Origin of the sequence: Nocardia sp. NPDC050799 (assembly GCF_040654015.1) — a bacterium.
GTDB lineage: Bacteria > Actinomycetota > Actinomycetes > Mycobacteriales > Mycobacteriaceae > Nocardia.
Genome location: NZ_JBFAHF010000017.1, coordinates 1 through 20,704, shown reverse-complemented (window position 1 = coordinate 20,704; position 20,704 = coordinate 1). Strand labels below are relative to the sequence as shown.

The window sequence follows — 20,704 nt, the reverse complement described above, 5'->3', positions numbered from 1 at the left end:
CACCCCGGTTCAGGCGGGCGGTTGCGTTTTCCGGAACCAGTCGAGAATCCGCGGGAGCGCCTCCCGGACGGTGGCACCGTGGTCCATATCGCCGAGGTCGATCAGTTCGGCGGAGGCACCCAGTTCGGCTTTCGTACAGCGCAGCGAATTCTCGAAGGGGACGCTGCGGTCCCCGGAGGCAGCGAACAGCCGGACCGGCACCGTCGCGGTCCAGTCGCAGACGGTATCGCTGTCGGCCATGGCCCGCAGGGCGGCGCCGGTCGGGTTACGTGCCAGTTCCAGGTATCGCGGGGTCAGCAACTTCTCCGGGGTGTCCGGAAGCCCCGAGGACACGGCCAGCAGATCGTGGCGCCCGTCGAAAAGTCCGTCGATCCGCTGCGCGTAGGGCTGCTGGAACGCCTCGGCGGGATCGTCGTAGAGGTGATAGATCCGGTTCATCGCGGTGATCCAGTAGCCCAGATAGAGCACCGCACGCCGGCCCTCCACCCGGCCGTCCAGCGCGGCCGGGGCCTGGACCTCCTGGACGGCGTAGGCACCGCTGACCGCGGCGACCGCGGCCGGGGCGAAACCCTCGACCGCTCCGCTGTTCAACTCCCGGCCGAGTGCCAGGGCGGCTTGGGCGCCCTGGGAGAACCCGGTCACCAGAACGTTCGGATCCAGGCCACGGCCCTGGTCGGCGAGCAGCGAACGGGCCGCCAGGAGCAGATCCGCCGAGGCGGAGGCCTCGGTGGGGGCATGGGCGTAGGGATGGAAGCCGGGGCCCTCCCCGAGACCCAGATAATCCGGGGCGACCGCGGCGTAACCGGCGGCGGCGAACTGGACGGTGCGGGCACGTTCGGTCTCGCCGTCCGCCGAGGGCGCTTCGTCGCGGCGCACCGTGGTTCCGTGCGCGTAGGAGACCAGACGCAAGCGCTGGACGCCGGTATCCGGGACCACCACCAGGCCGCTGGCGGTGGTGGGCGTTCCGTCGGCCGCGACGGTTTCGTACACGACCCGGTGGGCGCGGACACCGTTTCCCCCGGCCACCGGATATTTCCAGTCGGCGAGATAGTCACCGGTCTCGGCGGCGGTCATCTCGAAGACCGGCGCCACCGAGACGACGCTGCCGCGCCCGGGCCGGTCCGCGTCGTCGCGCGCGCCGCCGCACGCGGCCGCGAACAGGCACAGCGCACTCGCCATCGACACAAGCGCCCGGCGCATCGTCACTGTCGTTCTCCCGGCTGTGGTCCCGACCCGATCGGGCCTCACCGTAGCCGATCACTCGGTGACCGGCCGCGAGGCGGCACACGCGGTGCGCCCCCACCGGCCCGCGGGTCGCTGGACCGTGCGGGTTTCGCTGTGTCGCGGAGCAGGGCCGGGCGGGCGGGGCGGAAAGAAACAACTCCGGGACCACCGACGATGACAGGGACGTGAACCCCGAAGTACTACCGCCGGCCGAGCGGCGGGACATGGTGCGGCGCCTGATCGCGCTCTGTCATCTCGTCAACGATCTCGTCGAGATCACCGCAACCACGGCAGCCGACGGTGGGCCGGACCCGGATGCGCTCCACGAGCACGCACAGCAGATCCAGACCGTGGTCCGCGATGTCGTGGTCGATCTGGTGGCCAACGGCCGGCAGTCGGACGCCGCCTGAGGAGAAGTCGAGTCGGCCCACCGCCGGTTCTGCGGCGTGTTCCCAGTGGTGGGCGCAGAATTAGACTGGGCTGATGGTCAAACCGAGCCCGTGGGGAGCGAGCGGAGGTGACGGCGACACTTCGTCGAGCACGGTTCGCACCGCGACACCACAGCCGGCCCCGTCCGCATCCGCCGGTGCCCGATCAGAGGTCTGGGAACGACGCCGGACCCTCGCCCGGGCCGGATTGCGGCGGGTGGCCGAACATGCCGAGGACATTCGCACCGCGCCGGCGATGACCGGCAAATGGGGATATGTGATCACCGCCCTGGGCGGTGTCATCGTCTTCATCCTCATGTTCAAGCACTGGATGGTCGCGCACGGGCCGGACGGTATGGCCGGTGCGACCCCGTTCGGCCAGGTTGATTCCACCACACGCTATATGAGCGTCTGGTCCTCGCACGGCCCGCCGCCCGCGGCCGATCTCACGGGTTCGTGGGCAGTGGCCGCCAGCAGTATGATCGCCCTCACCATCGCGGCAATCGCGATCCATATCGCCACCAACTCCGAGCGTTTCGCGCGGATCGCCACCGGCGGTGCGGTTCTCACCGCTCTCCTGGTGATCGCGAACATGCTGTATCTGGCCGCCCGCCAGAAGCAGCTCAAGAATATGACGGGCCGCAGCTGGGACCTCGGTGGCCAGATCGGTTCCTGGATCAACTGGGCGGTCAACGACGGATCGAAACCGGTCGCGGGCCTGAACCAGGTGGAATACGTCGCCAGCAGTACGATCACCACCGCCGCCATCGCGGCGGTGATCATCGCGGTGGGTTCGGCGGTGATCGCGGTGGCGGCCATGCCGCGTACCGCCACCGGGGCGCGGATGCCCTGGCGGGTCACCGTATCCCGGGAGACGGCGTCGAACTATACGGCCACCGGCGCCGAGCCCGCGGCGGGCGCCCAGACCGCTGCGGCGGCGGAACCCACCGCCACGGCGTCCGCTGTGACCCCGAGTCCCGCTCCGGCTCCGGACGGCGATCTCGATCCGACCACGACCGCAAATCCCGGGCCCGCCAAGAGCTGACGCGGGCCCGGACGCCGGTCAGTCCCGCGCGACCCGCACCTCGACATCGATATTGCCCCGAGTGGCGTTGCTGTACGGGCACACCTGATGCGCCTTCTCGGCCAGTGCCTGCGCTTCGTCCTCGGGCAGATGGGGAAGGGTGACCTCGAGGACCACTGTCAGCCCGAATCCGCCACCGTCGATGCTCCCGATGCCGACCTTGGCACCCACCGCCGAATCGTTCACATTCGCCTTGGCCTGGGAGCCGACCAGGCGCAGCGCGGAATGGAAGCAGGCCGCGTAGCCGGCGGCGAAGAGTTGCTCGGGGTTGGCTCCCCCACCGTTGCCACCCATTTCCTTCGGTATCGCCAGCTCCAGATCGATGCGGCCGTCGGTGGTCCGGGTATGACCGTTGCGGCCGTCCCCGGTGGCCAGCGCCTCGGCCGTGTACAGCACACGCATCGCCGTCTCCTTTGCTCGTTTCACGCACGGTTGTCGATACCGCGGCAGCGAATGCCGCGGGACGGTGCGCAGTGTAGTGTCGCGCGCGGTGCCGGATCAGTTGCGGCACAGGGGAAAGTTCTGAGTATCATCCGGCGGCCCCCAATCGGTTCGAGCGATCGCGAGGCATATGTTCCCTGACCAGACCTCCACCCATTACCCCGTCTCCCCCATCCCCGACGACGTCTACGGTCGTGGTGCGCCAATTCCCGCGCCTCGGGAACCCGATCTGGTGATCACCGCACTACTGTGGTTCCTGCTCGCGACGCTGGCGATCGTCTCGGTGGCGATTTCACCCTGGTTCCTGCTCGCCACCGGGGTGTGCGAAGGGCGTGCGGACTGCAGCGCCGATCCGAGCACGGGGAACTGGATCATCGTCCTCGGCGGCTGCTTCGGCTTCCTGGTCGGCGCCGCCACCACCGTCAATGCCGCGCGCAGCGGGCGGGCACTGTACCCCGGCGCACTGCTCGGGCTGGCCCTGGTTCTCGCCGCCTGGCTGGCGGGTTCCCTGCTGATGGGCTGAGCGGGCTCCGGGCCGCGGGCATCGGAAAGCGGTGCCCGCGGCCCGGCCGCTCACGACGACGCGGTCGCGAAGCGCTGATCGGTATAGCGGCGCAGGTTCGTCAGGAAACGCCGGAACGCCAGATTCATCACCGGGGTGGCGAGGAAGGCGGTGAACCGGGCGGGGCCGGCCAGTCGCTGGGCCAGTGTCCAGGTGAGCCGGCAACCCTCGGGGGTCTCCACTATGCGGTAGTCCTCGGCGAACGCCGCCAGCGCCCCGGTGGAGCTGCTGTTGAAGCGGAACGCCATGCGGGTGTTCGGCTCCCAGACCAGGAACTCCTCGTCGCCGACGATTCCGCCGCGCATATCGACCACCCGGGTGGTGCCCACGCCGCGGGGTTCGGGAGTGGTCCAGGTGACCTTGGTGATCACGCTCGCCCAGTGCGGCCAGGATTCGGCGTCGGCCAGCACCTCGAACAGCTGAGCCGGCGTAATCGCGAGGTCCACGCTGTTGCTGAAGCGCAGGGGAGCGTTGTCGATGAATTCGAGACCGACGCGCTCACACGGACGCAGGGTGCTCATCGCCGGCCACCGCCGTTTCCGCCCACCTGTTTCCGGTCGTTCATGCGCAGGATCCTCTCGTCGGTCGGTACAGCCACGCCCTCCCGGCTGTACACCGATGGTTACACCTGTCCAGTCATCTGTCCATAGCGCTCGGTGCCCGGCCGGGCATTGGGATCGGACGCAGGAAACAACGGGCCAGGCCGGCCCGCGTCACAAAATCCACCGGTTCGGCGGCGGCGCGCGCATCACGAGAATTAGCTTCCGGCGATGCCACACCCTCGCCGGCCGCGCCGTCCGGGGCGGGCCCTGCTCGTCACCGCCGCCGTCGCCGCCCTCGTGCCCGTAATGCCCGGTCCGGGGACGGCCGCACCATCGGACCCGGATCCGCCCGGCGCCGTGGCCCCGGCGGCCGGGATCGTCGATATCGTGCCGCGCGGTGGGCGCGCCATAGAACTCGCGGTGTACTCCGCCGCGATGAATCGGGTCGTCCCGGTGCGGGTACTGCCGCCGGCCGATCCCGCGGCGCCGGCGCCCACGCTGTACCTGCTCAACGGGATCACCGGCGGCACGGACGGTGGAAACTGGTTCGAGCGCACCGATCTCACCGAGTTCTTCCGGGACGAACAGGTGACCGTGGTCAATCCGCTCGGCGGCGCGGGCAGCTACTTCACCGATTGGCGGGCCGATGACCCGGTACTCGGACGGCAACGGTGGACCACCTTCCTCACCCGTGAGCTTCCGCCCCTGATCGACGGCCGTTTCCACGGCACCGGCGCCGCCGCGCTCGCCGGAATATCCATGGGGGCCGCGGCCGTGCTGCAGCTGGCGCTGGCCGCGCCGGGCCACTATCGGGCGCTGGGTTCCTACAGCGGATGTGTCCGGACCAGCGATCCACAGGGCCGCGCCATCGTCGAGCTGGTGGTCCGCGCCGGCGGTGGAGACCCACGCAATATGTGGGGTCCGCCGCAGGACCGCGCCTGGGCCGACAACGATCCGTTCCTGCATCCCGAGGCGCTGCGCGGGACCGCCCTTTACCTGTCCGCCGGGACCGGGGCCCCCGGGCCGCTGGACACCCTGGACGGGCCGGGTATCCACCGTGATCCCGGTAAGCTCGCCGACCAATTACTCGTCGGCGGACTGCTGGAAACAGTGGCGGCGGGCTGCGCGGTACGACTGCGGAACAGGCTGCGCGAACTCGATATACCGGCGACCGTCACCCTGCGGCCCGGCGGCACTCATTCCTGGGGTTATTGGCAGCGCGACCTGCACGATTCCTGGCCAATTCTCGCTGCGGCACTGCGGTGATGAGTTTCGAAACCGAGGCCCGGAGTCGGCATTCAAAACCGCTGGGTTACCTCACAATTGAGCACCGGCGATGTTGTGCGGTGACGGAAGGATGTCAACAACCCGTTCCAACCAGGGGCGACCGATCGGTAGTGTCGGCCCCAATGCCGAAGCGACACCAGATATTTTGCGAACCCTTGGCATCTCGACCGTACTTTCATCGCATCCAGTAATTCCGATGACGCTCGCGGCGCGAATCCTGCTTTCAGATTTCCCGGTGGGAAACCGCGGCTCACCCGGGATTCGGGAGGACATACAGATGTCGGACATTGCCCTCGTCGGAATCGGGTGCCGCTTCGACGGCGGAACCGGCTCCCCGGAATCGGCCGAGCCGATCCTGGCGACCGATCCGCCCGCCGGGTTCGCGGCAGGGCTGCCCGCCGCGAACGGCAACAGTACGGCCGAGTCCGCTCCCGCGCCGGGGGCGGCGAGAACGGGACGAACGGACACGGTCACTCCGGCGCACGGGAACGGCAGCGGTGGCAGCCCGGCACCGGCCAGGGTGCCGGCGAACGGGGCCGGGGACGCACGTCCGGAAGTATCCGCCGGAGACGTCCGGGTCGCCGACGAGGCGCGTCCGTGACCGCCGGTACCGCAGCCGCCCGGACCGTCCCCGGTCCGGGGGCCTGGGCGGCGTTCGCCGGCTGTCTGCTGTCGGTGTTCATGCAGATGATCGACGTGACGATCGTCAATACCGCCCTCCCGGCCATCACCGCGGATCTGCGGGCGTCCTCGGCGCAGCAGTTGCTCATCGTGTCCGGGTACTCGCTGGCCTTCGCCTGCACCCTGCTGCCCGCCGCCCGGGCCGGTGCGCTGGCCGGGCGCCGTCCGATGTTCCTCGCCGCGGTTGTGGCCTTCACCGCGGCGTCGGTCTGGTGCGGGACGGCCGACAGCGCGAACGAACTGGTCGCGGCCCGCGTCGCGCAGGGGGTGGCGGGAGCCGGAATGGCGGCACAGACCATCGCGATACTCACTGCCCTCTTCCCGCGGGATCTGCACACCCGGGTATTCGCGCTCTACGGCGCCACCTCCGGCTTCGCGGGGCTGCTCGGCCCGATCCTGGGCGGCACCCTGGTAACCGCCGACCCGGGCGGCTTCGGCTGGCACAGCATCTTCCTGATGAACCTGCCGCTGGGCGTCCTGACCCTCGTCCTGGCCTGGCGATTCCTGCGCCTGGGCACCGCACGGCAGCGGGCATCGCTGGACCTCACCGGTGTCGTCCTTTCCGCCGCGACCCTGTTCGGCCTGCTCTACGCCCTCTCGGAAATCCATCTGCGCGGGTGGAAGCCGGGGCCGTGCCTGATCATCGCCGCCGCGATGGCGCTGGGCGCGGTCACACTGCGGCACGAACGCAGCGTGGCCCACCGCGGCGCCGGGCCGCTGCTGCGCCTGGACCTGTTCGGCGACCGCGGCTTCGCGATCGGATCCGTCGTGGTCACCGGATTCTTCGGGCTGTTCACCGCATTCGTCTTCGCCATCTCCATCACCCTGCAGGATGTTCTGGACTTCTCCCCCTTGCGCACCGGAATCGCGATGACTCCGTTCGCCCTCGGCGCCGGTGCGGGTGCCCTGCTGTCGCCGGTGCTGGTCCAGCGCTGGGGGGTTCGCGCGCCGGCGGGTGGACTGGCGCTGTTCGCGGTGTGCGTGACGATCGGCGTCGCGTACGTGAACATCGTCGACGGCCGGGTGAGCATGCTGCTGTGCGCCGCGCCGGTTGTCCTGTGTGGTTTCGGCGCCGGGGTGTTCGCGGTGCCGCTGCCGCCGATCATGCTGTCCGGTCTGGACGACGGGCAGCTGGCCGAGGCCTCCGGAGTGCTGCCCACCATCGAACAAATCGGCAACGGAGTCGGTCTCGCGCTGCTGTCCGCGGTGTTCTTCCGCGCGCACACTCTGGGCGGCAGCACCGTCATGCTGTCGGCGATCGCGGTGGTGGCCCTGGTCCTGGCCGCGGTCACGCTGGCGCTGCCCTACCCGGCACCGACGCCGGACCGCTCGGAGCCGACGCCGGCGCCGGCGGTGAACTGAGGAGCGAGAAATGGTCGACTTCGGACTCATCGACGGCGCCGGCCCGCCAGTCCGACTCGGCGCGTGATGACGGTACGGGCGTGCGGTGCTGATGAACCCCGACCGCAGCGAGCCGGGGCACCGAGGCGCGAAAGAGGGTGTGTTGTCCTCCCCTGCAACGGTCGCCGGCCGAACCTGTGTTGTCACCGGCTCGGCCTCCGGGATCGGAGCCGCGACCGCGGCACTGCTGCGCAAGCGCGGTGCGACGGTACTCGGCTGCGATATCGACGATGCCGAACTCCGGGCCGACCTGTCCGTACCCGCCGGACGACGCGCGCTGATCGAGCAGGTCGGCGAATACGGGGCGATAGACGCGGTACTGGCCGTAGCAGGGGGCGGTCGAACCGGACTGCTCGAGACGAACTATTTCGGCGCGGTGGCCACGCTCGAGGGATTGCGCCCGTTGCCGGCACGCAGCCCCGCGCCGGGTGCCGTGGTCGTTTCGTCGACCTCGTCGCTGGCACCGGCGGTCGAGCGCATCGTGGCGGCCTGCCTCGACGGCGACGAAGCGGCCGCGGTGGCCTACCTCGAGGCCGACCCGGACGCCGGTGGCGCGACCGGCGGTTACGGAATCGCCAAGCGGGCATTGAACCGCTGGGTGCGCAGAACGGCACCGAGCGCCGAGTGGGCGGGCGCCGGGATCGCCCTCAATGCCGTGGCGCCCGGGGTGGTCGACACCCCCGCGGCGGCGTGGATCCTCGGCGACGACGAGGTCCGCCGGGCGGTCGAGGCGGCCTCGCCGCAACCGTTCGGCGGCTTCCCCGGACGGCCCGAGTGGATCGCCGAACTCCTCTGCTGGCTGTCCGGGGCGGACAATCGGTTCGTCACCGGACAGGTCATCTTCGCCGATGGCGGTGCCGAAGCGGCGGCGGTCGGCGAGCGCCACTGGCTCTGACGGGTCGATGCGGAAACCCGGTCGCCACGCGGGGCACCCGGCCGTGGGCGCGCCGATCGGCCAGGGCACCGGTTACCGGGGCAGGCCCGCCAGATCCGCCATCACCGCCATCTGGTGGTCGAAATATGCCGCACGGTCCTCGATCACAGTGTCCAGGCGGCCAAAAACCTCGAATCCGATCAGTCCGAACAGCTGGGTCCAGCCGGCCAGTACCCGGGCCAGCCGTTCCTCCGGTATATCTCGCGGATGCTGTTCGATCAGGCGGCGCAGGTCGCCGCGGACCGCTTCGGGGGCCGCCTCCGCAATGGGCTCGAGGTGCTCGGATCCGTCGATGACGATATCGACGAGAAGTAACACCACCCGCGCCGCGGGTTCCACCGTCTCCGCCGGGGCCGCATAACCGGGCACCGGATTCCCGTAGAGCAAACCGTATTCGGCAGGATGGGCGAGCGCCCATTCCCGGACCGCCCGGCAGATCCGCATCCAGCGCTCCCGCAGTTCGTTGCGCGCGCACGCGGCGTCGGCGGCGGCCGCCGTGGCCGCCAGGTCCTCGTAGGCATCGGTGATCAGTGCGGTCAGCAGCGCGTCGCGACTCGGGAAGTAGCGGTACAGGGCCGACGCGACGATACCGACGTCCCGGGCCACGCCGCGCAGGGAGAGATTCGCTCCCTCCCGCGCGATATGGGCACGCGCCACCTCTTTGATCTCCCGGACCATCTCCGAACGGACTCGGGCACGCAGCAAGGGAGCGGACATGGGTGCAGTATGCCACGGCCGAGAACAATGGTCCATGAAGAGAACACTGTTCTTGACCGGCAGCGCTCGACCCTCTACTCTCGGACCTGTCGAGAACACTGTTCTCCATAGCGAAAGGTATTGCGCCATGCCACTTCACGTTGTCGTGGGAGCAGGTCCCGTCGGCTCGTCCGTTGCGCGGCTACTGGCGAGCCGGGGCGAACAGGTACGGCTGATCACCCGAAGCGGCAGTGGGCCCGATCAGGACGGGATCCAGCGGATCGCGGCCGACGCCACCGACGCCACCGCGCTCGCCGACCATGCGCGTGGCGCCGTCGCGCTGTACAGCTGCGCCGGTCCGGCGTACCACCGCTGGGTGCGCGAATGGCCGCCGCTCGGCGCGGCCCTGATCCGGGTCGCGGAGCTCACCGGGGCGGTCCTCATGAGTACCGGCAATCTCTACGGCTACGGCCGCGTCGACGGACCGATGACCGAACAACTCCCGCTACGGCCCACCTCGGTCAAGGGCCGGGTACGGGCCGAGCTGTGGACCGCCGCGCTCGCGGCCCATGAGGCCGGCCGGATCCGCACCGCCGAGGTGCGCGGATCCGATTACCTCGGCGCCGGGGCGACCTCACCGTTCAGCGTCATGGTGCTACCGAAGGTGGTGGCCGGCCGCACCGCGTCGATACCGGCCGATCCGGACGCCCCGCACAGCTGGACACAGGTATCGGACGTGGCGAAACTACTGGTGGCCGTCGCCGCCGAGGAGAAGGCGTGGGGCCGGCCGTGGCATGTGCCGACCGCACCCCCGCTGCCGGTCCGCGCACTCGCCGAACGCACCGCGGAGCTGGCCGGTGCACCGCGAGCACGCGTCCGAGTCATGCCCGGTGTCCTGCTTCGGCTTGCGGGCCTGGTCGAACCCGCGGCGCGGGAGATGGTCGAGGTCCAGTACCAGCTCCGGGCACCGTTCGTGCTCGATTCCACCGCCGCCACCGAGGCTTTCGGGCTCGAACCGGCACCGATCGACACGGCGCTGCGCGAGATGATCACCGGCGTACGCACACCGGTGGGCTGAGCGACGGCCCGCAGCTCCGCGTCCGCCGTCTGTGCACGGGCCGGGACCGGGGTGCGATACACCGGCGGACTCACCGCGGTCCGGAGCGATCCCGAAGCGTGGCCTCCAGTTCGGCGAGAGTGGCCCGCAATTCGGCCGGATCGTTGTACTTGAAGATTCCGTCGTACCCGGATTCGGCCCGGATGGCCGCCGCTACGGCGGGGTCGTGGTACAGCTGGGCCAGGGCCAGCAGGGTCGGGTCGTCCTTGTCCTCGGCGCGGGCGGCGAAGATATTGATGTACTGGGTCAGTTCCGGACGCTGCGGATCGTCGGTGTAGATGACATCGTCGGCGGTCAGCCCGGCCGGTACGGCGAACGTATCGTCCACGAAGGCGGCAGCCACACTGTCCAGGGACTGCGCGGTCAGGGTCGGATCGACCGGGGTCAGCCGGACCCGCGACGCCGCGGTGTCCACATCCTCGATACGCGAATCCCAGCCGGCGCCACCCTTCAGGACGATCAACCCCGCCGCGGCCAGACCGAGCAACGGCCGCACGTGGTTGGCGGGATTGTTGCTCAGGGTGATCTCGCCGCCGGGCGGGATATCGGCCACCGACTCGTATTTCTTCGAGTAGAGGGTCAGCGGGAAGATCTCGGTGGCGCCGATGGGTGTCAGGTTGTCGTTGTCGGCAACGTTGTAATTGGCCAGATAACGCACATGCTGGAATTTATTGAGATCGATCCGGCCCTGCGACAGCGCCGGGTTGGGCTGGTTGTAGTCGGAGAAGTTGACGAACTCCACGGTGATTCCGCGTTCGGCCGCTTTCTCCCGGTACACCTCCCAGTGCGGCAGGGCCAGATCGTTCACCCCGATCCGTACCACGCCGGCTTCGCGGTCCGCACCACAGGCGGGCAGGAGCGCGGCCAGCGCGAGCAGGACCGGAACAACGGCAAAACGACGCAGACCTCGCATTGTGCGCAAACTAGGCGGTCACGTCCGGTTCCGGCCAGAATTTCGTTCAGCCCAATCCCAACCGTTGCGGGGCCCGTGCACCCCCCGCTTGGATGGTCGAGTCCATACGGCCACGAGCATTCGGGAGCAGGCGTTGAAATTCCCACGGGTACTGGCGATACCGGCGTTGACCATCGCCGCGGCACTCGCCCTCACCGGCTGCGGCGGTAACGCCGGCTCCGACGATGTGGTGCGGATCGGTACCACCGAAAGCGATCCGGCGTGGGACGTGTTCGAGCAGAAGGCCCAGGATGCGGGGATCACCCTGCAGATCACGAACTACTCCGACTACTCCCAGCCCAATATCGCCCTCACACAAGGGCAGATCGACATCAATCTCTTCCAGCACCTGCAGTTCCTCGGCGAATACAATGTCGCCAACAACGCGGACCTGACCCCGATCGGGGCCACCCAGATCGTCCCGCTGGGCTTGTACTCGAAGAAGCACAAGTCGGTGGCCGATATCCCCACCGGCGGCGAGATCGCCATTCCCAACGACCCCTCCAACCAGGCCCGCGCCCTGCTCGTCCTGGAGGCCGCGGGCCTGGTGAAACTGTCCTCGGACACCCTGGCGCCCTCCCTCGCCGATATCGACCGGGGTGCGTCCAAGGTGAAGGTGACCCCGGTCGACGCGGCGCAGACCGCGCTGTCGCTGGCCTCGGTGGACGGCTCCGTCATCAACAACACCTACCTGGAACGGTCCGGTGTCGATCCGCTCTCGGCCCTGTACAAGGATGATCCGTCCAGCCCGGGCGCCGAACCGTATATCAACGCGTTCGTCACCCGCGCCGAGGACAAGGTCGACCCGACCTATCAGCGACTGGTCGAGATCTGGCACGATCCCGAGGTCCAGCAGGCCCTCGCCGAATCCTCCAAGGGCACCTCGGTCGAGGTCCGGCGCAGCGGCCCGGAGCTGGAGCCGATTCTGCAGCGGGTGCAGCAGACGATCCGTGACGGCAAGTGAGCGACACCTCGACCGGCCCGGAGTCCGCGGTCCCCGCGGTCGAATTCCGTGCGGTGACCAAGGTCTTCCGCACCGGCAAACGCGAAGACACGGCCCTGTCCGATATCGATCTCCGGATCGAGAAGGGCGAGATCTTCGGCGTGATCGGCTACTCCGGAGCCGGTAAGAGCACACTGGTGCGGCTCATCAACGCCCTGGAGAAACCCACCAGCGGCACCATCGAGATCTCCGGCACCCCGATCACCGGGGTCCCGGAGGCGCGGGTGCGGCAGCTCCGCCGCGATATCGGCATGGTCTTCCAGCAGTTCAACCTGTTCCGCTCCCGGACGGCGGCCGGGAATATCGAGTACCCGCTGAAGGTGGCGGGCTGGCCGCGCGCGAAACGCAAAGAACGCCTCGCCGAGCTGCTCGACTTCGTCGGACTGTCCGACAAGGCTCGCAGCTACCCGGACCAGCTCTCGGGTGGGCAGAAGCAACGGGTGGGTATCGCGCGAGCGCTGGCCACCTCGCCGTCGCTGTTGCTGGCGGATGAGGCCACCTCGGCGCTGGACCCGGAAACCACCGGTGAGGTGCTGCGCCTACTGCACAAGATCAACACCGAACTAGGGGTGACCATCGTGGTGATCACGCACGAGATGGATGTCATCCGGGCGGTCGCCGATCGGGTCGCGGTGCTGGCGGAAGGCCGGATCGTGGAACTGGCGAAGACCTTCGACGTATTCGCCACCCCGCAGTCGGCCCCCACCCGCTCGTTCGTCGATACGGTGTTGCACAACCGCCCCGCCCCCGCGGAATTGCGCCGACTCGACGAACTGCACCGGGGCCGGCTGGTGACGGTCGATATCGACGACGCGCGGGGTATCGGCCCCGCCCTCACCACCGCCGCCCGGGCCGGGGTGGGCTTCGAGGTGGTGTACGGCGGAGTGAGCACTCTGCAGGACAAGACCTTCGGCAGTATCACCCTCGCACTCGACGGCCCGGACGAGGCCGTCGAGAAGGTGGTCGCCCAACTGAACCAGCGGTAGCGAGGACCGATATGCAGACCGATTGGGAAAAACTGCGGCCGATCCTCACCGAGGCCGTCGGCACCACCATCTATCTCGTGCTGCTCACCTTCGTGGTGGGCGGCCTCGTCGGGCTCTTCCTGGGCACCGCGCTCTACACCACCCGCAAGGGCGGACTGCTGGCCAACAGCCCGATCAACTGGGTGCTCAATGTGCTGGTCAATGTCGTGCGCCCGATTCCGTTCATCATCCTGCTGGCCGCACTGGGCCCGATCACGCTCGAAGTGGTGGGTACCACCATCGGCACCGAGGCGGCGGCCTTCGTGATGATCGTGGCCGCCTCCTTCGGCATCGCCCGAATCGTGGAACAGAATTTGGTCACGGTGGATCCGGGGGTGATCGAGGCGGCGCGCGCCATGGGCGCGGCACCCCTGCGGATCATCCTGACGCTGCTCATTCCCGAAGCATTGGGCCCGCTGATCCTCGGCTACACCTTCATCATCATCGCCATCGTGGATATGTCCGCCATGGCGGGCACGGTCGGTGGCGGCGGGCTCGGTGATTTCGCCCTGGTGTACGGATACCAGCGGTTCGACTGGGAGGTCACGCTGGTGGCAACCCTGATCATCATCGCCGGGGTGCAGGGTATCCAGTTCCTCGGCAACTGGACCGCCCGCAAGGTCCTGCGCCGCTGACCGCCGAGAACGGCCGGTGCGCGAACGTCCTCACTCAGCGACGGACCGGCTGCGCACCGGCCAGAATCGCCTCGACGGTCTCGTCGACGGTGAGATCCGACGTATCGATCCAGGTCCCCACTCGCGGCGTCGTCGCGCGCAGCACGGTGTCGAGCGCGGAAACGGTGAACGCTCCATAGGCGTTCTTGGCCCGGCCCGCTTCCCGCACGGCCACCGCCTCGGGCCGCGGCGCCAGCACGACGACATACAGCGGATCGGTCCGGATCTGCTCGATCGTCCACGGCAGAAATTCACCGAGCACGACATCCTGCAGGATCGCGGTGAACCCGGCACGGGCGTATTCATCGGAGGCGGCCGCCGCCAAGCGATGACGTAAGCGCAACTGGTCCAGGGCCTCCGTTGTTGGATCGGCTGCCATCTCGGCGCGGCCGTTCACCACGAATCGGCGGAAGGCGTCGCCACGGACGTGCGCCGAGCGCGGCAGCCGTTCGGCAAGCGCCTGGGCGACCGTGGACTTACCCGCGGCCTGGATACCGGTGATCAGATAAACGGCAGGCGACATGGAGACCATGATCGCAGAGCGGCCGGAGCGGGTGACCGGTGCGGGCCGTGGGCTGTGGGCCGGTCGCGGATAACGGTCCTCGAGGTGGGCGGCCGGACCGCCAGCGTTCCTGATACCACTGCCCGACCTGGTTCCGGCGCCGTAACCGCTCCGACCGCCGGAGCCGCCGGCCCACGGCGACACACCCCGGCCGAAACCCCGGTGGTTCCCCACAGCGACGTCCTCTGCGGGGGATAGTGGCGGTATGGACGCCGGCGATGACGCCGCCGCGGCGGTGGCGGACCGGGTTTTCCACGCGGTGCTCGGCACCGTCGACCTGCTGTCGATATTCGTCGGGGACCGGCTCGGCTGGTACCGCAGTCTGGCGCACGAGGGACCGGCGACGGCCGGGCAACTGGCCGTACGCACCGCCACCCACCCCCGCTACACCCGCGAATGGCTGGAACAGCAGGCGGTGACCGGTCTGCTGGTGGTCCACCGGGACGGCGACGCCGACGAGCGGGTCTTCGCGGTCCCGGCCGCGACGGCCGAGGTACTCACCGATGAACACAGCCTCAACTACTTGGCTCCCTTCGCCCGCCTGTTCGGCGCGACCGGACCGACGCTGCCGCGGCTGCTCGAGGCATACCCGCACCGGAGGCGGGGTGAGCTGGAACGAGCTGGGGGACGACGCGCGGGAGGCCCAGGCCGACGGCAACCGGCCCTGGTACGAGCATCGCCTCGCCGAGGCGCTGGCGGGGGTCCCCGCCGTGGACACCCTGATGCGGGCTCCCGGCGCCCGCATTCTCGATATCGGCTGCGGTGCGGGGTGGTCGGCGATCGCGCTGGCCCGTGCCTACCCGGACGCGCGGGTGCACGGGGTCGACATCGATGCGCCGTCGGTGCGGCTGGCGCTCCGCAACGCCGCCTCGGCGGGTGTCGCCGCGCGCAGCGAGTTCACGGTCGCAGACGCCGCCCAACTGCCCGAGAGCGGATTCGATATCGCCTTCGCCTTCGAATGCGTCCACGATATGCCCCGCCCCGTCGAAGTGCTGGCCGCCGTGCGGCGCGCGCTACGCCCGGGCGCCCCACTGGTGGTCATGGACGAGGCGGTGGCCGAGGAGTTCGCGCCCGGCGGCGACAACCTCGAACGGCTGATGTACGGGTTCAGCCTTTTCGTCTGCCTTCCGGACGGGATGTCGAGTCCGCCCAGTGCCGGCACCGGCACCGTCATGCGGCAGCGCATCCTGCGTGCCTACGCGGTCGCTGCGGGCTTCACCGCGGTGCGGGTGCTGCCGATCGAGAATTTCGGTTTCTGGCGCTTTTACCGACTCGACTGAGGCAGCCGGGCGGGCGGGATTCACCGGGGCAGCGGGAGCCGCATCTCGACGGTCGTGCCACTGGCGGAGATGATGACCTCCACCTCCGGAACCAGCGCGCGGATAATGGCCATCCCGCGCCCCCGGACCTGGTCCGGGCCGGGCTCGGGACTCTTCCAGCGGCCATGATCGGCGACCGTGATGTGCAGACCGCCGGCCTCGCGCTCGAAGCGCAACCGGATGGTGCCGCCGTCACCGCGGTGGCCGTGCTCGATCGCGTTCGCGCAGGCCTCCCCCACGGCGAGCAGCACGTCATAGGCCTGATCTCCGCCGAGCGGGTAGTGCGCCAGCCACTCCTGTGTCCGGTGCCTGACCTCGGCCAGGCGGTCGGCTTTCGCCGGGAACTGCAACTCCCATCGGGTCGGCGGACTGTCCAGCCCGGGCGGGCGGGTCGTCGTCACCTGATCGCCTCCTGTAGGTCTCGCCGGACGGACGGCGTAGGCGGTACCGGGTCCGTGGCGTTCGGCTTGCTGTCCTGTCGGGACTCTGTGCTCACTACTAGCCATACCCATTCGTCTCCGGGGCATTCGAGCGGTCCGGCGGATGGGTTCCCGAACCCGGTCGGGCAGCCCGATGCGTTGTGGATCACGCCCGGTGATCACCGCTGCACCCAGCTCAAACGTGGCATGGATTACGCATTCGACGACCCGGCCGGCGCCGGTGACTACTATTTCGCGATCGGGTAGATTTCCGTTACGAAGATCTGTGCCGGCCCCGGTCGCGTTCCGCGCGGCGGGGCCTCGATACTGCAGAGGTGGAAAAGTGACGAAGTGCGAGCCGGAGGAGCAGCGATGAGCGGCGACAGCGTGCCCCGCCTGCTCGATGTAGCGGTGCGGGCGGAGAACGGAACCGCGATCGTCACGGTGCGGGGTGAGGTCGATATGGCTTCGGCGCCCCAGTTGCAGGCCGCTCTCGAAGATGCCCAGCGCGGCGGGGACCCACTGGTCGTGGACATGTCGGAGGTCGGTTTCCTCGGGTCGGCCGGTTTGAGCGTGCTGCTCGTGATCTCCGAGGCGGCCGAGCCCGGTGCCGGCCTGCGCGTGGTCGTATCCGACGCCGTCCGCCGACCCATCGAACTCACCGGTCTCGACAAGTTGCTGTCGGTGCACGAATCGCTGGCGGACGCACTCGCCGCGGGCGTGAACCCCGCGGCGTCCTGAGCTGCGGCCGGCTGCCCCGCGGCTAGCGAGCGCGGGGCAGCCGGACCACCTGGACGAAGAAGTCGTCGATCTGCTTGATCGCCGCCACGAACTGGTCGAGATCGACCGGTTTGGTGACATAGGCGTTGGCGTGCAGTTTGTAGCTACGCAGGATGTCCTCTTCGGCAGCGGAGGTCGTCAAGACGACCACCGGGATATGGGACAGGTCGGGATCGGCCTTGATCTTCTCCAGCACCTGCCGGCCGTCGTATTTCGGCAGATTCAGGTCGAGCAGGATCAAATCGGGGCGGGGGGCGTCGGCATAGGGGCCGACGCGGTACAGGAAGTCCAGCGCCTCCTGCCCGTCGTGGGCCACGTGCAGCGTATTCCCGATCTTGTTGTCCTCGAAGGCCTCCCTGGTCATCAACTCGTCGCCCGGGTCGTCCTCGACGAGGAGGATATCGATCGGCCGGCCGGGTACGGTCATACGGTTTCTCCTTCGGGTACGGGTTCGGTCGCGGCAGCGGGCGCTGCCGGGTCCTCGGCACCGGGCTCGGCCTCGACGGTGCGGAGGGTGAAGCAGATCCGGGTTCCTACTGTGTTCTCGGTGTCGAGCCAGATGGTTCCGCCGTGGAATTCGACGATCTTCTTGCAGACCGCCAAACCGATACCGGTGCCGCTGTATTCGTCGCGGGCGTGCAACCGCTGGAAGATGACGAACACTTTCTCCGCGAATTCGGGTCCGACGCCGATACCGTTGTCGGTGACCGAGAACAGCCGCAGCGCCGGATCGTCGGCGTAGGCCGCGGACTCGATGCGGACGACCGGCGCGTGGTCGGGCCGCCGGAATTTGACCGCATTGCTGATGAGGTTCTGCCACAGCATGGTCAGCAGGGTCGGCTCGCCCATGATCTCGGGAAGATCGTCCGGCCGCTCCACCACGGCGTCGGCCTCCTCTAGGGCGCCCGACAGATTGGTGAGTGCTTTGTCCAGCGGCTCATCGAGTCGCACCGGCTGCGCGCCCTCGCTGACCCGGCCCACGCGGGAGAAGGTGAGCAGATCGTTGATGAGCACCTGCATCCGTTTGGCACCGTCGACGGCGAAGTCGATGTACTGCTTACCGCGCTCGTCGAGCTGGGAACCGTAGCGTTTCTCCAGCAGCTGGCAGAACGAGGCGACCTTGCGCAGCGGCTCCTGCAGATCGTGGGAGGCGACATAGGCGAACTGTTCCAGTTCGGCGTTGGACCGGCGCAGTTCGTCGGCCTGCAGATCGAGCTCGGCTTTCTGCTGTCGCAGCAGGCTGCTCTGGGACTGCGTGGAACCCAGTTCGGTGACGATCCGGGTGCGCATATCCTCCACGGCCGCGGCGACCTGCACGATATCTGCCGGGCCGTGGCTGTCGATGTGATGGTCGAATTCGCCGTCGGCCACCCGCAGTGATGATGCGGTGAGCGCGGCCAGTGGGCTCACCACGAGCCTCCGCAACAAGACGGTCAGCACGATTCCGGTCAGCAGGAAGACGAGGACCATCCCGGTCAGCACCACATCGCGAATGGTGCGGGCGTGTTCCAACGCCCGGTTGTCCGCGGCGACCGCGGCGGCCAGTCCGTCGTTCTGTACCGAGAACGCGACGCGCAACTGATCGAAGACGCCCTTGGCGCGCACTGCTGTCGTCGCGGCCAGTGCCCGGGCCTGCTCCGGCGACGTGGTGGCCGCGAGCGGACCGGCGTATTCGGTGCGCCACTGCCGCACCCCGCGTTCGATCACGTCGAGGTCGGCGAGCTGTTCGGGCCGGTCGGACAGCAGTTCCCGAAGCCGCGCGGCGGCGCGGTCCTGCTCCCGCGAACCCTCGATGTAGGGCTCGAGGAACTGTGGATCGGCGGCAATCGTATAACCACGCAGACCGGTTTCCTGGTTGACCAGCGCACTCTGCAGCCGGTACGCCTCCGCGGACGCGGGCAGGGTCTGCCGGGCCAGCCGGTCGGTGACCGTGTTGGTATTGGAGATGACCTGGGCACCCGCTACCGCGCCGATCAGTACCACCAGGATCATCAATGCGAAGACCAGCTGGAACCACGCCTGCGCGGTCAGCCGGCCCACCACCCGGGAGTCGGCGTTCGTCACCGGAGTTCACCCTTTCGCCCGTCGTTCCAGCACACATGAATGATGGCCAGGTCGTCGTCGAGACCGCCCGCCGCCCCGGCCAGGTCCTCGACCCGCTCGATCAGCTCGTCGACGAACACCTCGGGACGGCCCACCTGGACGGTTCGGGCGACCTCCAGCAGACCGGCTTCCCCGAGCCGGTCGCCGTCCCGGCCCACCCGGCCCTCGAACAAACCGTCCGTGAACAGCATGAGCCCGGCTCCCGCGGCCAACTCGACCTCCGCGGCCGGCCATTCCGCCCGGCCGGGCATGAAGCCGAGCGCCGCACCACCGGGTACCTCGAGCCAGCACAGTCCCCCGTCACTGTGGTGCAGCATGCCCGGGTGCCCGGCGCGGCGCACCAGGACCCGTCTCGTCGAGGGATCGAGCGTCAGACCGGTCGCGGTGGCGAAGGTCTGCCGGTCGGTCCGCTCGGCCAGCAGTACCTGCTCCAGCAAGCGCAACTGCCGCGAACCGGTGACGCCGGAGAGGACCAGGGTGCGCCAGGCCAGGCGCAGCGCGACACCGGTCGCGGCGGCGTCGGGTCCGTGTCCGGAGACATCGCCGATGATGACGTGCACAATGCCATCGGGATCCTGGACGACATCGTAGAAATCGCCGCCGAGCAGCGAATGGGCCCGGCCCGGGCGGTACCGCGCCACCACATCCACCGCCCGGTCGGCACCGAGCAGCGGAGTCGGCAGCAGGCCCCGTTCGAGGCGGGAGTTCTCCTGGGCCCGCATCTGGCTGGCCTGCAGGGCCGCGCTGGTGCGCTCGGCCTGTTTACGTTGAATGGCATAGCGCACCGCGCGAGCGAACAACTCCGGCTCGACCCGGCCCTTGACCAGATAGTCCTGCGCCCCCGAGGCCAGGGCCGCCAGCCCCGTACTCTCCTCGTCGAGCCCGGTCATCACCACTACCGCGACCCGGTCGTTATGCGCGCGGATCCGGGCCACCGCTTCCAACCCCTGGGCGTCGGGCAGCCGTAGGTCGAGCAGGACGCAGTCGGGCACCTCGATGCTGAGCCGGGCAGCCGCCTCGGACAGGGTGCGCACCCATTCCAGGCGCATCCCGCGTTCGGCGTCGGCTACCAGCTCTTCGACCAGCAGGGCGTCCCCGGGATCGTCTTCCACCAGCAGCACGAAGGGTTCCCGCTCGAACCAGCCCGCATTGTCGGCCGGACCGAGGTCCGCCCCGGCAATATCACCGCGCAAGGTCACCGCCGAACTCGCCAGCACGCACCGACACCCAAGCCTCCGATCACACAGGAAACGACGGCGACTCAGCGCACGCTCGTAGACTCAGCGGCCGGTTGCTGGACCGAGAGGCAGTCATGATCCTAACGGATGGCTGTCCACCCCGGTGAACGAGCGGTATCGGGCGCCGCTGACCCGGCCGGCGGGATGCGCCGGGTCCAGCGGCACATACGCACCACCCGCCGCCACCACCGCATACATGCCGACCACCAGGTCGACAGACCGGGAGATCAGC

22 protein-coding genes and 1 pseudogene are annotated in these 20,704 nt (G+C 68.9%); 13 read left to right on the top strand and 10 right to left on the bottom strand.

Annotation, left to right across the window (positions count from 1 at the left end; all coding sequences use genetic code 11):
* Nucleotides 1-9 precede the first annotated feature (9 nt).
* Nucleotides 10-1,179, bottom strand: coding sequence for a hypothetical protein (locus AB0H42_RS18860; RefSeq protein WP_357057353.1), 1,170 nt, complete (start codon nt 1,177-1,179; stop codon nt 10-12).
* Between the two features lie 230 nt (nt 1,180-1,409).
* Here AB0H42_RS18860 and AB0H42_RS18855 point away from each other — a divergent pair, with 230 nt between their 5' ends.
* Together AB0H42_RS18855 and AB0H42_RS18850 are read left to right on the top strand one after the other, a co-directional pair.
* Entirely contained in the window at nt 1,410-1,634 is a 225-nt protein-coding gene (locus tag AB0H42_RS18855; protein WP_357057351.1) for a hypothetical protein, read from the top strand.
* A 73-nt stretch (nt 1,635-1,707) separates the two neighbouring features.
* Nucleotides 1,708-2,697, top strand: coding sequence for a hypothetical protein (locus AB0H42_RS18850; protein WP_357057349.1), 990 nt, complete (start codon nt 1,708-1,710; stop codon nt 2,695-2,697).
* Between the two features lie 18 nt (nt 2,698-2,715).
* Here AB0H42_RS18850 and AB0H42_RS18845 read toward each other — a convergent pair whose 3' ends face one another.
* Complete coding sequence (locus tag AB0H42_RS18845) at nt 2,716-3,138, bottom strand: organic hydroperoxide resistance protein (RefSeq protein ID WP_357057347.1); 423 nt, start codon at nt 3,136-3,138, stop codon at nt 2,716-2,718.
* A 169-nt stretch (nt 3,139-3,307) separates the two neighbouring features.
* Here AB0H42_RS18845 and AB0H42_RS18840 point away from each other — a divergent pair, with 169 nt between their 5' ends.
* Nucleotides 3,308-3,700: a hypothetical protein gene (locus tag AB0H42_RS18840; protein WP_030520019.1), complete on the top strand. Its 393-nt coding sequence runs from the start codon at nt 3,308-3,310 to the stop codon at nt 3,698-3,700.
* 50 nt (nt 3,701-3,750) lie between these two features.
* On the opposite strand, the gene AB0H42_RS18835 is transcribed toward AB0H42_RS18840, so the two are convergent.
* Nucleotides 3,751-4,251, bottom strand: coding sequence for an SRPBCC family protein (locus AB0H42_RS18835; protein WP_356954171.1), 501 nt, complete (start codon nt 4,249-4,251; stop codon nt 3,751-3,753).
* 258 nt (nt 4,252-4,509) lie between these two features.
* Between AB0H42_RS18835 and AB0H42_RS18830 the strand changes: the two genes are divergently transcribed.
* The 4 genes from AB0H42_RS18830 (at nt 4,510) to AB0H42_RS18815 (ending at nt 8,545) form a co-directional block, all read left to right on the top strand.
* Nucleotides 4,510-5,547, top strand: coding sequence for an alpha/beta hydrolase family protein (locus tag AB0H42_RS18830; RefSeq protein WP_357057345.1), 1,038 nt, complete (start codon nt 4,510-4,512; stop codon nt 5,545-5,547).
* 298 nt (nt 5,548-5,845) lie between these two features.
* The gene (locus AB0H42_RS18825) at nt 5,846-6,169 is read left to right on the top strand and encodes a hypothetical protein (RefSeq protein WP_357057343.1); all 324 of its coding nucleotides are present in this window, start codon (nt 5,846-5,848) and stop codon (nt 6,167-6,169) included.
* Nucleotides 6,166-7,611 carry an MFS transporter gene (locus tag AB0H42_RS18820; protein ID WP_357057341.1) on the top strand — a complete coding sequence of 482 codons (1,446 nt, stop codon included), beginning with the start codon at nt 6,166-6,168 and terminating at the stop codon, nt 7,609-7,611. The genes AB0H42_RS18825 and AB0H42_RS18820 overlap by 4 nt, the downstream gene beginning before the upstream one ends.
* A 142-nt stretch (nt 7,612-7,753) precedes the next feature.
* Nucleotides 7,754-8,545 (top strand): SDR family oxidoreductase, encoded by a 792-nt coding sequence (locus tag AB0H42_RS18815; RefSeq protein WP_357057339.1) that lies wholly within the window; start codon nt 7,754-7,756, stop codon nt 8,543-8,545.
* Nucleotides 8,546-8,617: 72 nt separating this feature from the next.
* Here the strand turns inward: AB0H42_RS18815 and AB0H42_RS18810 are convergent, their stop codons facing one another.
* Nucleotides 8,618-9,301 carry a TetR/AcrR family transcriptional regulator gene (locus tag AB0H42_RS18810; RefSeq protein WP_357057337.1) on the bottom strand — a complete coding sequence of 228 codons (684 nt, stop codon included), beginning with the start codon at nt 9,299-9,301 and terminating at the stop codon, nt 8,618-8,620.
* A 127-nt stretch (nt 9,302-9,428) separates the two neighbouring features.
* Here AB0H42_RS18810 and AB0H42_RS18805 point away from each other — a divergent pair, with 127 nt between their 5' ends.
* Nucleotides 9,429-10,358 carry an NAD-dependent epimerase/dehydratase family protein gene (locus AB0H42_RS18805; RefSeq protein WP_357057335.1) on the top strand — a complete coding sequence of 310 codons (930 nt, stop codon included), beginning with the start codon at nt 9,429-9,431 and terminating at the stop codon, nt 10,356-10,358.
* A 70-nt stretch (nt 10,359-10,428) separates the two neighbouring features.
* On the opposite strand, the gene AB0H42_RS18800 is transcribed toward AB0H42_RS18805, so the two are convergent.
* Nucleotides 10,429-11,310 carry a MetQ/NlpA family ABC transporter substrate-binding protein gene (locus AB0H42_RS18800; protein WP_357057333.1) on the bottom strand — a complete coding sequence of 294 codons (882 nt, stop codon included), beginning with the start codon at nt 11,308-11,310 and terminating at the stop codon, nt 10,429-10,431.
* Between the two features lie 151 nt (nt 11,311-11,461).
* Here AB0H42_RS18800 and AB0H42_RS18795 point away from each other — a divergent pair, with 151 nt between their 5' ends.
* Genes AB0H42_RS18795 through AB0H42_RS18785 form a run of 3 tightly spaced genes read left to right on the top strand, consistent with a single transcriptional unit; the run spans nt 11,462 to nt 14,012 of the window.
* Nucleotides 11,462-12,313 (top strand): MetQ/NlpA family ABC transporter substrate-binding protein, encoded by an 852-nt coding sequence (locus tag AB0H42_RS18795; protein WP_357057564.1) that lies wholly within the window; start codon nt 11,462-11,464, stop codon nt 12,311-12,313.
* Nucleotides 12,310-13,338, top strand: coding sequence for a methionine ABC transporter ATP-binding protein (locus tag AB0H42_RS18790; RefSeq protein ID WP_357057331.1), 1,029 nt, complete (start codon nt 12,310-12,312; stop codon nt 13,336-13,338). The genes AB0H42_RS18795 and AB0H42_RS18790 overlap by 4 nt, the downstream gene beginning before the upstream one ends.
* Nucleotides 13,339-13,349: 11 nt before the next feature.
* Nucleotides 13,350-14,012 carry a methionine ABC transporter permease gene (locus AB0H42_RS18785; RefSeq protein WP_357057329.1) on the top strand — a complete coding sequence of 221 codons (663 nt, stop codon included), beginning with the start codon at nt 13,350-13,352 and terminating at the stop codon, nt 14,010-14,012.
* A 34-nt stretch (nt 14,013-14,046) separates the two neighbouring features.
* On the opposite strand, the gene AB0H42_RS18780 is transcribed toward AB0H42_RS18785, so the two are convergent.
* Nucleotides 14,047-14,574 carry an AAA family ATPase gene (locus AB0H42_RS18780; protein ID WP_357057327.1) on the bottom strand — a complete coding sequence of 176 codons (528 nt, stop codon included), beginning with the start codon at nt 14,572-14,574 and terminating at the stop codon, nt 14,047-14,049.
* Nucleotides 14,575-14,818: 244 nt separating this feature from the next.
* On the opposite strand from AB0H42_RS18780, the pseudogene AB0H42_RS18775 reads away from it, so the two are divergent.
* Nucleotides 14,819-15,893, top strand: a pseudogene (locus AB0H42_RS18775) (class I SAM-dependent methyltransferase).
* A 20-nt stretch (nt 15,894-15,913) separates the two neighbouring features.
* Here AB0H42_RS18775 and AB0H42_RS18770 read toward each other — a convergent pair.
* Complete coding sequence (locus AB0H42_RS18770; protein ID WP_357057325.1) at nt 15,914-16,333, bottom strand: ATP-binding protein; 420 nt, start codon at nt 16,331-16,333, stop codon at nt 15,914-15,916.
* 390 nt (nt 16,334-16,723) lie between these two features.
* Between AB0H42_RS18770 and AB0H42_RS18765 the strand changes: the two genes are divergently transcribed.
* A complete protein-coding gene (locus tag AB0H42_RS18765; protein ID WP_357057323.1) occupies nt 16,724-17,092 on the top strand; it encodes an STAS domain-containing protein in 369 nt (122 codons plus the stop codon).
* Nucleotides 17,093-17,114: 22 nt separating this feature from the next.
* Here AB0H42_RS18765 and AB0H42_RS18760 read toward each other — a convergent pair whose 3' ends face one another.
* Genes AB0H42_RS18760 through AB0H42_RS18750 form a run of 3 tightly spaced genes read right to left on the bottom strand, consistent with a single transcriptional unit; the run spans nt 17,115 to nt 20,415 of the window.
* Nucleotides 17,115-17,558 carry a response regulator gene (locus AB0H42_RS18760; RefSeq protein WP_357057321.1) on the bottom strand — a complete coding sequence of 148 codons (444 nt, stop codon included), beginning with the start codon at nt 17,556-17,558 and terminating at the stop codon, nt 17,115-17,117.
* Complete coding sequence (locus tag AB0H42_RS18755) at nt 17,555-19,195, bottom strand: CHASE3 domain-containing protein (RefSeq protein WP_357057319.1); 1,641 nt, start codon at nt 19,193-19,195, stop codon at nt 17,555-17,557. Before AB0H42_RS18755 ends, AB0H42_RS18760 begins: the two co-directional genes overlap by 4 nt.
* The gene (locus AB0H42_RS18750; RefSeq protein WP_357057562.1) at nt 19,192-20,415 is read right to left on the bottom strand and encodes a fused response regulator/phosphatase; all 1,224 of its coding nucleotides are present in this window, start codon (nt 20,413-20,415) and stop codon (nt 19,192-19,194) included. The genes AB0H42_RS18755 and AB0H42_RS18750 overlap by 4 nt, the downstream gene beginning before the upstream one ends.
* Between the last annotated feature and the right edge of the window lie 289 nt (nt 20,416-20,704).